The organism is Candidatus Thalassolituus haligoni (assembly GCF_041222825.1).
Lineage (GTDB): Bacteria > Pseudomonadota > Gammaproteobacteria > Pseudomonadales > Oceanobacteraceae > Oceanobacter > Oceanobacter antarcticus.
Genome location: NZ_CP139482.1, coordinates 1,129,513 through 1,142,589 on the forward strand (window position 1 = coordinate 1,129,513; position 13,077 = coordinate 1,142,589).

9 protein-coding genes and 1 tRNA gene are annotated in these 13,077 nt (G+C 55.3%); 7 read left to right on the forward strand and 3 right to left on the reverse strand.

Annotated features, from left to right (window positions below):
* Positions 1–81: 81 nt before the first annotated feature.
* The 5 genes from SOJ49_RS05150 to SOJ49_RS05170 all read left to right on the forward strand — a co-directional run bounded on the left by SOJ49_RS05150 (position 82) and on the right by SOJ49_RS05170 (position 7,244).
* On the forward strand, positions 82–1,593 hold the full coding sequence (locus tag SOJ49_RS05150) for a PLP-dependent aminotransferase family protein (RefSeq protein WP_369857166.1): 1,512 nt from the start codon (positions 82–84) through the stop codon (positions 1,591–1,593).
* 263 nt (positions 1,594–1,856) lie between these two features.
* A complete protein-coding gene (locus SOJ49_RS05155; protein ID WP_369857167.1) occupies positions 1,857–2,336 on the forward strand; it encodes a hypothetical protein in 480 nt (159 codons plus the stop codon).
* A gap of 135 nt (positions 2,337–2,471) precedes the next feature.
* Positions 2,472–6,038, forward strand: a complete 3,567-nt coding sequence (locus SOJ49_RS05160; RefSeq protein ID WP_369857168.1) for a DNA methyltransferase — start codon at positions 2,472–2,474, stop codon at positions 6,036–6,038.
* Between the two features lie 181 nt (positions 6,039–6,219).
* A complete protein-coding gene (locus SOJ49_RS05165; protein ID WP_369857169.1) occupies positions 6,220–6,681 on the forward strand; it encodes a helix-turn-helix domain-containing protein in 462 nt (153 codons plus the stop codon).
* Positions 6,681–7,244 (forward strand): putative toxin-antitoxin system toxin component, PIN family, encoded by a 564-nt coding sequence (locus SOJ49_RS05170; protein WP_369857170.1) that lies wholly within the window; start codon positions 6,681–6,683, stop codon positions 7,242–7,244. Before SOJ49_RS05165 ends, SOJ49_RS05170 begins: the two co-directional genes overlap by 1 nt.
* A gap of 290 nt (positions 7,245–7,534) precedes the next feature.
* On the opposite strand, the gene SOJ49_RS05175 is transcribed toward SOJ49_RS05170, so the two are convergent.
* The 3 genes from SOJ49_RS05175 to SOJ49_RS05185 all read right to left on the reverse strand — a co-directional run bounded on the left by SOJ49_RS05175 (position 7,535) and on the right by SOJ49_RS05185 (position 9,805).
* Positions 7,535–7,610 (reverse strand) — tRNA-Arg (locus SOJ49_RS05175).
* Positions 7,611–7,668: 58 nt separating this feature from the next.
* The gene (locus tag SOJ49_RS05180) at positions 7,669–9,132 is read right to left on the reverse strand and encodes a heavy metal sensor histidine kinase (RefSeq protein WP_369857171.1); all 1,464 of its coding nucleotides are present in this window, start codon (positions 9,130–9,132) and stop codon (positions 7,669–7,671) included.
* Complete coding sequence (locus tag SOJ49_RS05185; RefSeq protein WP_369857172.1) at positions 9,125–9,805, reverse strand: heavy metal response regulator transcription factor; 681 nt, start codon at positions 9,803–9,805, stop codon at positions 9,125–9,127. The genes SOJ49_RS05180 and SOJ49_RS05185 overlap by 8 nt, the downstream gene beginning before the upstream one ends.
* A 148-nt stretch (positions 9,806–9,953) precedes the next feature.
* Between SOJ49_RS05185 and SOJ49_RS05190 the strand changes: the two genes are divergently transcribed.
* The gene (locus tag SOJ49_RS05190) at positions 9,954–11,783 is read left to right on the forward strand and encodes a copper resistance system multicopper oxidase (protein ID WP_369857173.1); all 1,830 of its coding nucleotides are present in this window, start codon (positions 9,954–9,956) and stop codon (positions 11,781–11,783) included.
* On the forward strand, positions 11,780–13,042 hold the full coding sequence (locus SOJ49_RS05195) for a copper resistance protein B (RefSeq protein ID WP_369857174.1): 1,263 nt from the start codon (positions 11,780–11,782) through the stop codon (positions 13,040–13,042). The genes SOJ49_RS05190 and SOJ49_RS05195 overlap by 4 nt, the downstream gene beginning before the upstream one ends.
* Positions 13,043–13,077 lie beyond the last annotated feature (35 nt).

A 13,077-nucleotide genomic window follows, 5' to 3' on the forward strand; every position in this document is an offset into this window, starting at 1 on the left:
GGTATGCTCAACAACCCCGAAGTGGACAGCCACTAAAAACCGTTACCAAACAGTCGTGAATCGACGTGAGAGAGAGCCAATATGCTCGAACGTAGCCAGGACAAACCCCTCTACCAGCAACTGGCAGATGCCCTCAGCAACGATATTCGCAGCGGTATTTATCCGGTGGGTCATAAGGTGCCCAGCGTACGCAAGATGAGCGGGTTACGCGGCGTCAGTATCTCCACCGTCAGCCAGGCCTATGGCTGGCTGGAAGACCAGGGCTGGCTGCAAGCACGGCCACAATCCGGTTACTACGTTCGTTCCACCCATACCCAGATGGGACAGGCCAAGGTCATCCGGTTACCGGTCTCCGCACCAGAAGTCGCCCCCTCGGAAGTCACCAAGGCGGATCTGATCAGCCACGTACTGAATCAACTGAACCACCCCAGCCAGGTGAATCTGGGAGCCACCATCCCCCATGCCTCACTGATGCCCCAGCGCCAGTTACAGCAACACATTCAGAAAGTCAGCCGTTACCGGCTGGCCGAAGTGCTGACCTACCAGTTTTCACCGGGCCATACCGGCTTGCGCCAACAGCTGGCCATTCGCATGCGTGATGCCAGCGTAACTTGCCACTCCGACGATATTGTTATCAGCCATGGTTGTGTCGAGGCGCTGACACTGTGCCTGCGAGCCAGCACCACGCCAGGCGACTTGATCGCGGTCGAATCACCCTGTTATTACGGCTTCTTGCAACTGGCAGAATTGCTTGGCCTCAAAGTGCTGGAAATACCCACCGACCCCGCCACCGGCATCAGTCTGGAAGCGCTGGAACTGGCCCTGAGCCAGTGGCCGATCACCCTGGTACTGCTGACGGCGCGCTTCTCCAACCCCCACGGCTCGGTAATACCGGTGGCGCGGCAAAAACAGCTGGTGACGATGGCTCGTCGGTACGATATCGACCTGCTGGAAGACGACATCTACGGTGAACTGGCCTACGTCAACAAAAACACCAGCCCCAAAAACACCAGCCCCAATAACACCAGCCTTGATGGTGCTTGTACCGCCCTCAAAGCCTGGGATACCGATGGCCGGGTAATGTACTGCTCATCGTTTTCAAAAACCCTGTCGGCAGGCTTGAGAATTGGCTGGTGTATACCGGGACGCCATTTTGATGACGTGGTCAAACATCAGCTCTTTACCACCTTTTCGGCCAGCAGCCTCTCGCAAGAGACGCTCTATTCCTACCTGCAACAAGGGCACTACGACCGCCACCTGCGCAAATTGCGGCAAACCATCACCGACAACTGCATGCGGTTCTACCAGGCCATACAGCAATATTTTCCAGCACAAACCCTGATCTCCCAGCCACTCGGCGGTTATTGCCTCTGGGTTCAGCTGCCGGATGGGGTATCGTCCGGGCAACTGTTTCACCTCGCCCGAGAGCAATCCATCAGCATTGTGCCAGGCGGCCTGTTTTCCAACAGCGAACGATTTGAACAATACCTGCGCCTGAACATCGCCCGACCGTGGGACGACAGCGTCGCCACCGCACTGAGCACCCTCGGGCAACTGGTCGCCCGGTTGATGCCGCAGTCACTGCCAACGTAATCGCGGAAAGTAATCGCCGGGGCCTGGCGGCGATCACACCGGGCCGCTGCAGACGCCAGGCGTGTGATGAAATGCGCCATGTTGATGATGAGCCTGGCTGCTCACACCCCCCGGAATCCGTACCTTCTAACGGCTGTCATGGCATCGCCGACAGACCACCGTCGTTGTGAGTGTTGCCGCCAGCCGATACTCTCAACCATCGAATGCCTTTTCGGCAAACAACTCGCCCAAGCAGTCGCCCACAGCAAAAGGAACCACGAGGTATGGCCGTACCCGACCAACACACCTTGTACCTGCTGGCCCGGCAGTGTCGCCGCGCCATTGAAGCCGTTCCCCGTGAAGAATTTATCGGATCGGTATTCCGGGATTTTCCCGCTGGCTGTTGCGGCGATACCTCCAACGTACTGGCGACCTACCTGTTCGAAAAAACCGGCGTAATCGCTGACTACTGTGCCGGTCGAGATGGCGGCACCGATCACGAAATCTACTCCCACGCCTGGCTACAAATAAACAACCTGATCATCGACATCACCGCCGATCAATTTCAAGATCGGGGTTATCCGCTGGATCCCGTCTACGTTGGCCCGGCAACCGACTGGCACAAAACCTTTGACGTAACAGTAGAACCCGATGCCCGACACACATCGATCAAAGACGTTAATTGGCTGGAGGTTGCCTGGCAGCGGATCATGGCGGAGATGGCCGCGACAGAACACCATTGGCTGCCACGCTCCGAGTGGTAGTCTGGCTGAGACGGAGGCGTTCCCACACTCCGCGTGATAGCCGAAAACCAAGACCGAAGATAACTCCCTGACACCCATGTGATATTCTTCTGGCCATTGCCGCTTTTCACCATATTCACCATAAGGACATGCCCCATGGCCAGCAGTACCGCGTCTATCGATACCTCCGTACTGCTGTTTGCCAACCTGCCTGAACCCAGCGTTAACCCCGATTCTGTGGAAGCCTTTATTGCCCGCTGGAAAGATGGCGGGGGCACCGAGCGTGCTAACTACCAGCTGTTTCTGAACGAACTGTGCGAGGTGTTAAACCTCGACAAGCCGGAACCCGCCCGCGACGACGTCCGAGATAACAGCTACGTCTTTGAACGTCGGGTGACCGAAGCCTTTACCGAAGGCGGCAGTACCAAGCGATTTATCGACCTGTACAAACGCAGTAGTTTCGTCTGTGAAGCCAAGCAATCGGGTCTGACGCTGGCGTCTAGCCGCTGGGACAAAGCCATGCGCAAGGCCTTTAACCAGGCTGAAGGTTACGTACGGGCCTTGCCCGCAGATGAGGGCAGGCCACCGTTTATTATCGTTACCGACGTTGGCCGCCACTTGGAGCTGTATTCTGAATTCAGCCGCAGCGGTGGTAACTACACCGCTTATCCCGACGCCAACAGCTTTCGGATCAAACTCGAAGACCTGCGCAAGCCAGAGATTCAGCAGCGTTTAATTGCGGTATGGACAAACCCGATGGAGCTGGATCCCAGCCGCCTGTCGGCACGGGTCACCCGTGATATTGCCGACCAGCTGGCAAAGCTGGCCAAATCCCTCGAAGCTGATAACCACTCCCCCGAGCAAACTTCCGGCTTTCTGATGCGCTGCCTGTTTACCATGTTTGCTGAAGATGTTGGCCTTTTGCCACACCGCAGTTTTACCGAACTGCTGATGGAGCTGGAGCAAGACGACTCTTTCAAGGATATGCTTGAAAATCTGTGGAAAACCATGAACAGCGGTGGCTTTTCGGCGATTTTGCGCAAAAAAGTGCTGAAGTTTAACGGTGGCCTGTTCGCAGAAGCCGAAGCCATCGAACTGAACCGCGAACAGCGCCAGCTATTAATTGAAGCCGCCAAATCCGACTGGCGATTTGTCGAACCGGCCATTTTTGGCACCTTGCTGGAACGGGCGTTAGACCCCCGTGAACGTCATAAACTGGGTGCCCATTACACCCCACGTAGTTACGTCGAACGGCTGGTGATGCCCACCATCATCGACCCTTTGCGGGAAGAATGGGAAAACGTACAAGCGGCGGCGGTCGCGCTGGAAGACAAGGGCAAACACAAAGACGCCGTCGCCGAAATTCGCGCCTTTCATCATCGACTGTGCAATATCCGCGTACTCGATCCGGCCTGTGGCAGCGGTAACTTTTTGTACGTAACGCTGGAGCACATGAAACGGCTGGAAGGCGACGTACTCAACCTGTTGCACGAACTGGGCGAAAGCCAGGGCCTGCTGGATATGGCAGGCATTACCGTTGACCCGCACCAGTTCCTCGGTATCGAAATCAACCCTCGGGCCGCCAAGGTGGCCGAAATGGTGCTGTGGATTGGTTACCTGCAATGGCACTTCCGCACTTATGGCAACAGCAACCCGCCAGAACCAGTGTTAAAAGACTTCCACAATATCGACAACCGCGATGCCCTGATTGAATACGACAGCCGCAGTGAACTGCTCGATGAACACGGCCAGCCAGTAACCATCTGGGACGGCCTGACCATGAAGACCAGTCCGGTCACCGGCGAACTTATCCCCGACGACAGCGCCCGCACAGCGGTGTACCAGTACCACAACCCCAAACAAACCCGATGGCCTGACGCGGATTTTATTGTCGGTAATCCGCCGTTTATTGGTGCCTCCACCATGCGACGGGCGTTAGGGGATGGCTATGTGGATTCGGTGCGTAATGTCTTTAAAGGCACAGTGCCGGAATCCGCCGATTTCGTGATGTTCTGGTGGCATATCGCCGCTGAAAAAGTCCGACAGGGCCAAGGTAAAGTTGGAGAGCCACGCCAGTTTGGCTTTATTACCACCAATAGCCTGCGCCAGACCTTTAACCGCCGGGTGCTGGAACCGCACCTGAACGACCCGAAAAAGCCTTTGTCGCTAGCTTTTGCCATCCCGGATCACCCTTGGGTCGACGCCAGCGACGGCGCAGCCGTGCGAATCGCCATGACAGTAGGCGTGGCCGGAGAACAGCAAGGCCGACTGCTGACCAGTCTGAAAGAATCAGAAACCCAAACCGATGAAATCAAAGTCGATTTCCAGAATCGCCACGGCAAGCTGTTTGCGGATTTAAAGATTGGGGCGGATGTTCACGGAGCAAAACCATTGTTGTCCAATTCTGGTATCAGCTCTCGTGGGGTTCAGCTGATTGGTTCTGGCTTTATTGTTACCCCGGACGCGGCCAAACAATTAGGCTTGGGCACTGTGCCTGGACTGGAACAGCATATTCGCCAATACCGACATGGACGCGACCTGACCGACAAGCCACGAGGCGTGATGGTGATCGACTTGTTTGGGCTGACTCAGGACGACGTACGCAACCAATTTCCGGCGGTGTATCAATGGGTGGCAGAGCGGGTTAAACCAGAACGCGATCAAAACAACCGAAAGTCCTATAGAGATAACTGGTGGGTTTTCGGTGAAGCAAGGAGAGAGTGGAGGCAAGTTGAGAAGGCTCTTTCTGGCTATGTAGCCACTGTCGAAACGATGAAACACCGAGTATTTCTGGCTATGGATGGAGACATTATGCCAGACAACATGCTGGTTGCGATTGGCATTGGTTCACCGACAGCTCTGGGGACATTATCTTCTCGTATTCATACAAATTGGGCATTAGCCGCTGGCGGAACTCTCGAAGACCGTCCCCGATACAACAAATCAGTCTGCTTTGAAACCTTCCCCTTCCCGGATCTTTCCAGCCCAGAACAAGTAACACTCACCGCCCGTATCGGAGAGCTGGCCGAGCAAATAGACCAGCACCGCAAAACCCAGCAAGCCGCCCACGACAAGCTGACGCTAACCGGTATGTACAACGTGCTGGAAAAGCTGCGCAAGCAAGAACCACTAAATGCCAAAGAACAGATCATTAATAACGACGGGCTGGTTGGGATTCTGCGGGAACTCCACGACGAACTCGACTGCGCCGTGTTCGAAGCCTACGGCTGGAGCGACCTGGCGGATAAACTGGTCGGTTTGCCCGGTGCCACCACGCCTTACCCGGAAAAATCCGAAGCCCAGGCCGAAGCGGAAGAAGAACTGCTGAAACGACTGGTGGCTTTGAATCATCAACGCGCCGCTGAAGAAGCCAGAGGTCAGATTCGCTGGTTGCGTCCTGACTATCAAAATCCCAACTATCAACATTCAGATCGGGGCAAAGACAGCGCTTCCGCTTATGAGTCGACTGCTCAAACCGAAGCCGATGTTACCGTCACGCCAGCGGACGCCAAAGCCAAAAAACACACTTGGCCCAAATCTATGCTGGAACAAATCTCTGCTGTCAAAAGTGCTCTGCTGGACGGACTGGATACAGCTGAGGCTATCACTGCTCTGTACAAAAGCCCGAAAACCACTGGACCGAAAGTTCAGGAAGCACTGGATTCACTCTTTGCTCTGGGCTTGGTGAATCTGGCAGATGGCAAGTATCAGCTGGTGATGTAATGGCAACCGTCGACAGGGATCGTATTGGACAAGTACCGCCGAACTTGGCCGGAGTCTACTCACGTATTCTTCAGCAGCTGACTGATTGAACAGAAACCTTGCTGTTTCGTTTATTTCGTTTAACCTGTTCTGAAGCACGTGAGTAACGTGCTGCAAAATCAGAAAAACAGGGGTTAATCCTATGGGCGCAGAAGTTGTATTCCTGCCGACTGCCGAAGACAGTGAACAGGCCAAGGACTCGAGTCGGGTACTGGCGCAGGCGTTGGCCAATTATTCCGCTGATGACCGGGTACGTATGACTATTCAGGGCAGCTCTGGCAGCAGCAACGAACTGGTGCTACCGGGTGACATTATGAACCTGATGCTCACTGTGTTGACTCAGGTTTCCCAAGGCAATGCCATCAGTCTGGTTCCGATTCATCAGGAAATCAGTACCCAGCAAGCGGCTGAATTATTGAGTGTCAGTCGTCCGCATCTGGTGAAGTTACTGGAACAGGGGGATATTCCCTTCCGCAAGGTCGGTAGCCATCGTCGGGTCAAGTTGACCGATGTAATGGATTACCGCAAGCAAGTGGATGAAGCCCGTGGTAAGGCTTTGGATGAATTGTCGGCGCTCTCTCAAGACGCTGGAATGGATTTCTGATGAGCCAGTTTCGCGTCGTTCTGGACGCCTGTGTCCTGTATCCACAAGGACTGCGTGATTTGCTGATGAGTTTGGCGGCTGAACGTATTTTCAAGGCACATTGGAGTGAGCAGATTCATGATGAATGGATTCGTAATCTTCATGAAAACTCGGGAATGCCAATGGCCCAATTGCAGAGGATTCGTGAGCTGATGGATCAACATACGGACGACGCCCTTGTGATGGGGTATGAATCGCTGATTACTGGCCTGAACCTCCCTGACCCGGATGATCGGCATGTGCTTGCTGCTGCCATCAAGTGCGGCGCCAATGCCATTGTGACACTGAACCTGAAAGACTTTCCCGCTGATGTTGTAGCCCCATTGGGGATTGATGTTCTTCACCCTGATGACTTTATTGCGTATCAGGTTGATATGGCGCCCGCTGCTGTTTGCTCAGCTGTTAAGAAAATGCGCCAGCGCCTGAAAAACCCACCCTATACCGCCTCTGAATATCTGGTTGCCATCAAGCCCAGATTACCCAATACCGCGTCAATGATGATGGAATATCAGAGTCTGATCTGATCAAACAAAAAGTAAGATCAAGGTAGCTCTATTTCTACACGTAATTATAAAGCAGGACACATAGGTCTGAAGCGGTGAGCGCGGGCCAGCGGGTGATGCCAGCAGACGGAAACCAACCAAACCAGCACTGGCGCGGGTTGGCGGCGGAAAATGGTCATTGCACGACAGCGCGGGAAAGTGCGAAAACAGCCGCCACGGTTTGACACCGTTTTGACACTATGAGCGGTTTTGACACCGCTATGATTCTGGAGCGAATCGGCCGCAAAGCCTTGAATTTACTGGGTTTTTGATGGTCTCCCCACGAGGACTCGAACCTCGATCGGTCGCTTAGGAGGCAACTGCTCTATCCTGTTGAGCTATGAGGAGACAGGGGCGCGTATGGTACTGGATTCTGGCGTGCAGGAAAACCATCCGCTGCCGTTGGTTACTGATCTGCGGGTATTTCGAGGTAGAAGCAGGTGGTGCCGTTGTGGGAGTGGACGCCGATTTTCCCTTTGTGCAGGCTGATGATGGAGTGGGTAATGGCCAGCCCAAGGCCGGTGCTGTCGGGGTTGCTATCGGGGTTTTTCTGGCGGGCGGCATCGACGCGGTAGAAGCGGTCGAACAGTTGCGGCAAGTGTTCTGCAGGTATGTCCGGGCCGGGGTTGCTGATGTCCAGCCGGGCGTATGGCTGGCCTTGTATTCGGGTTTGGCTGAGTTGTACGGCGACGCTGTGCCCTGGTGCGGTATGGCGTATGGCGTTGGAGAGCAGGTTGCTGATGGCGCGTCGTATCATGTTGCGGTCGCCGGTCAGTTGCGGTGACTCTGAGTGGTTGAAGGTGAGCCTTACCTGTTGTTCGTCGGCCCAGGCTTCAAAAAAATCAAACAGGTCGAGGATGTCGGCTTTCAGTTGGATGGGTTCCGGGTGGATGCCTTGCAGGCCGTTGTCGGCTTTGGCGAGCCAGAGCATGTCGGCGACCATACGGGCCAGTCGCTCTTCTTCTTCGAGGCTGGAGTAGAGCAGTTCGCGGTAGGCGTCGAGATCACGGGGTTGCCCGAGCATCACCTGGGTTTGGGTGATCAGGTTGGTGAGGGGAGTGCGCAGTTCGTGGGCGATGTCGGCGGAAAAATTGGACAGCCGTTCAAACCCGGCTTCCAGTCGCGACAGCATATCGTTAAATGCCTGTATCAGCGGCACCAGTTCGGTGGGTGCCTGGTTGGGATCCAGTCGTTCGTTTAATTGTTCTGAACCGATGTGGGTAATTCGTTGGCTGATCTGACGGAGCGGGGCATGTCCCTGGTGGATGCTGAACCAGACGGCCAGCAGGGTCAGCAGGCCAATGCCAAGCACAATGGCCCACAGGGTGCTGCGGAATTCGTCGAGGAAGCGCAGGTGGAAGCCCATGTCAGTCGCCAGCATCAGCAACCAGGTGGCGTCGTTGGAGGCTGAGGCGACTTTCAGCTTGACCAGCACCCCCCGGTATGGATGGCTTGCTTGTTGCCAGCTGAGCAGTTGGCGAGCGGTGATTTTTTGGATGGGCGGCTGTTGCAGCAGAGTAGCGCTGATGCTGGCGTTGCCGCTGTGATAGAGCGTTGTCAGTGGCTCCGACGGCTGTTGTAGCAGCAGTTGCAGGGAGATGCCGTGGTAGCTGTGGCTGATTTGTTCCAGCAGGTGCTGGATATGATGGGGCAGTGGCTGTCCGGCCAGTACGTCGGTGTGATCGGGGCTGGTATCGAACACCTGTTGTATGGCGGCGGCGGCCTGTGCCAGTTCCTGGCTGTCTTGTTCGGCAAAGTGGCTGCGGATGGAATGCTGCACCATGCTGACCAGCAAGATCAGCCCACTGCTGATGACGAGGGCGGTCAGCAAGGTGACCCGCCATTGCAGCGACAGCGGTCGTCTAGTCATGGCTTTCATCGTCCAGCCGATAACCCATGCCACGCACGGTGTGAATCAGCCGTTGTTGAAACGGGTCGTCGATTTTGCGGCGCAGGCGGCGAATGGCGACGTCGATGACGTTGGTGTCGCTGTCGAAGTTCATATCCCACACCTGGGAGGCTATCAGCGAGCGGGTCAGGACTTCGCCCTTGCGGTTGACCAGCAGTTCCAGCAGCGCGAATTCGCGGTTGGTGAGGGTGATTTTCTGGCCGTCACGCACGGCAATACGTTTGCTGGTGTCGAGGGTCAGGTCGGCGACGGCCAACGTCTCTTGTACCGGGCGTAACCCGCGCCGCAGCAGAGTGCGCACTCGGGCCAGTAATTCGGCAAAAGCGAAGGGCTTGACCAGATAGTCGTCGGCACCCAGCTCCAGCCCTTTGACCCGATCTTCTATCTGGTCGCGGGCGGTAAGAAAAAGAATCGGCGTCTGGTTGCCGGATTCTCGCAACGACTGGCAAATCTTCCAGCCGTCGACGTCTGGCAACATGACATCCAGTAGCAGCAAGTCGAACGCTTCGGTCATGGCGAGGTGGTGGCCGTCGAGGCCGTTACGCGCCAGTACTACATTAAAACCGGCTTCGGTCAGGCCCTGCTGGAGGTAGTCGCCGATCTTGGTTTCGTCTTCAACAATTAGTAGCCGCATGGTGTGCTCTCTGGGATCTGTTACCAGTGTACAAAAACTGGCGTACAGACACATGACCTGAACATGACGGTTTTGTCATGTTCAGGTCATCCGGGGGTCAGTTAGGGGCAGTTATTCTGGCTAAATGGAATATAGCAGGGGTAGTGTGATGAAGATTCTGACTCCCACTGGCATCTCGGCCAGCGGGTTATCACGGCGACGGTTTGTGCAAGGGTTAGCAACGGGTGTGGCACTGGCTGGCATGGGCAATGCTCGGGCGGGATCTTTGCCTGCCAGCAACAATCCACAAGTGCAGGTACTGACCGGCACTCAGTTTGATTTGGTGGTGAGTGAACTGGCGGTGAATTTTACCGGCAGTCGCGGTAAGGCCACGGCTATCAATGGTTCGGTTCCAGCGCCGACACTGGTGTGGCAAGAAGGCGAAACGGTCACCATCCGGGTGCGTAACGACCTGGCGGTGAGCACCTCGATTCATTGGCACGGCATTATTCTGCCGTATCAGATGGATGGTGTGCCGGGTATCAGCTTTGCGGGGATTGCTCCAGGTGAGACCTTTACCTACCAGTTCAAAGTGCAGCAAAGCGGGACGTATTGGTATCACTCCCATTCCGGTTTTCAGGAGCTAACGGGCATGTACGGCGCAATTATTGTGCGCCCGAAAGCGTCAGACCCGGTCTACTACGACCGTGAGATGGCGGTGGTGCTGTCGGACTGGACCGACGAAAACCCGATGGATGTGTTCGCCAAGCTGAAAAATCAGTCGGATTATTACAACTACAGTCAGCCCACCGGGCCAGATTTTATTCGCGACGCCCAGCGTTATGGCCTCAGCGAAGCGTTCGCCATGCGCAAAATGTGGAACGACATGCGTATGAGCCCGACCGACCTGGCCGATACCTCTGGCGAAACCTTTACCTATCTGATGAACGGTACGGCTCCGGCGGGTAACTGGAGCGGTGTGTTTAAACCGGGTGAGTACGTGCGGCTGCGGTTTATCAATGGCGCTGGCAACACCTTCTATGATGTGCGTATTCCCGGTTTGAAACTAACGGTCGTACAGGCTGATGGTCAGAACCTGGAGCCGGTAACGGTGGATGAATTCCGCTTTGGTCCAGGTGAAACCTACGACGTGATTGTGCATCCGGCGGATCAGCCGTACACCATTTTTGCTCAGAACATGGGTCGTTCCGGGTATGCACGCGGAACGTTGACTCCAGCCATGGGGCTAACGGCCGCTGTACCGGCTATGGATAAACCGGAGTGGTTAACCATGGCCGATATGATGGGCGATATGTCGGGTGGTATGTCGGGTGGTATGTCGGGCATGGGCAGTATGGCGGGCATGAATCACGGCGATATGTCGGGTGGTATGTCGGGCATGGGCAGTATGGCAGGCATGGATCACGCAGGTATGAATCACGGCGATATGAAACCCGGGGGCATGGCGGTGCCGTCTGCCACTGTCCATCACGCCAGCAGTGAATACGGCCCGCAAGTGGATATGCGCGTCGATACACCGCGCACCAATCTGGATGATCCCGGCATTGGCTTGCGTAACAACGGTCGGCGGGTGTTAACCCTGGCGGACTTACATACGTTAGGTGGCTCAATGGATAAACGCGACCCCGAGCGTGAAGTCGAACTGCACTTGACCGGCAATATGGAACGCTACAGCTGGTCGTTTGATGGGGTCGAATTTGGCCAGTCGACTCCGGTACATTTTCGCCATGGCGAGCGGGTGCGGGTAATTTTGCAGAACGACACCATGATGACCCACCCGATGCACATGCACGGCGTGTGGAGCGAACTGGAAAATGACCGGGGTGAATTTCAGGCGCGGTTGCACACCATTCCGGTACAACCGGCCCAACGCATCAGTTATCAGGTAACAGCAGATGCTGTCGGACGTTGGGCGTGGCATTGCCACCTGATGTTCCATATGGATGCGGGCATGTTCCGCGAGGTGGTGATCTCATGAAAATACTGATGATGAAAAAGCCGATCGCACAGGCATGTTTGCTGGCCGGGTTGCTGGTGGCTCCCATTAGCTGGGCAGAAACCAGCACCATGATGTCTGGTATGGAATGCCAGGCTGGTGATGCCAATTGCATGCCCCACGAAGGCATGAACCATGAAAGCATGAACCATGAAGATATGGATCATGGCCAGATGGATCATTCCATGATGAATCAAGGCGAGATGCCTCACGAAAGTATGAACCACGAAGGCATGAACCATGAAAGCATGAACCATGAAAATATGGATCATGGCCAGATGGATCATTCCATGATGAATCAAGGCGAGATGCCCCACGAAGGCATGAACCATGAAGGTATGAATCACGAAGGCATGAACCATGAAAATATGGATCATAGCCAGATGGATCATTCCATGATGAATCAAGGCGAGATGCTTCACGAAGGTATGAACCACGAAGGTATGAATCACGAAGGCATGAACCATGAAAATATGGATCATGGCCAGATGGATCATTCCAGTATGCAGGTGCAAGGTGGTTCAGCGCCGACCAATGCCCGCGATCCGAATGCCTATTCCGGCGGTTACACCCTGACCTCTGGCCCCTACGCCAGGAAAGGCCCCCGTCAGCTGCATTTTGCCGATGAACATCGGTTTTCTGCGCTGATGATCGACAACCTCGAATTGTCTCGGCACGACGGTGATACTTCTCAGCGTCTGAGTGGCGAATATTGGTACGGCACTACCTGGGAACGAGCGGTTGTGCAATTCGATGGCGAGCGCCAGGACGGTGCTACCGATGCCGAGCTGGGCGTGTACTGGAGGCATGCCCTGACCGCGTTCTGGAATACCCAACTGGGGGTGCGACATGACAGCTCGGATGATCTGGATCGTAACTGGGTTGGTGTCGGTTTTCAGGGCCTGGCTCCGTACTGGTTTGAAAGCCAGGCCATGCTGTTTGTCGGCAAGCAGGGCGTCACGCAACTGGAGCTGGAGGCCGAATACGACCTGTTGTTTACCCAGCGCTGGATACTCGGATTGGATGGTGCTTTAACGGCAACCGGTAAGCGTGACCCGGAAGGAGCGTTTGGTCAGGGGCTGAACAGCACTCAGTTTGGTGCCCGGTTACGTTACGAATTCAGTCGCCGGTTTGCACCCTACTTCGGTGTCGAACGCAGCCATCATTATGGTGGCACCGCTGGCATCCTTGGAGAACGTGCCAGTACCGAGTGGGTGTTAGGTGTAAAAGCCTGGTTGTAGCGCAGTGTATTGCTCCGGCCTCGATATGCGGACAG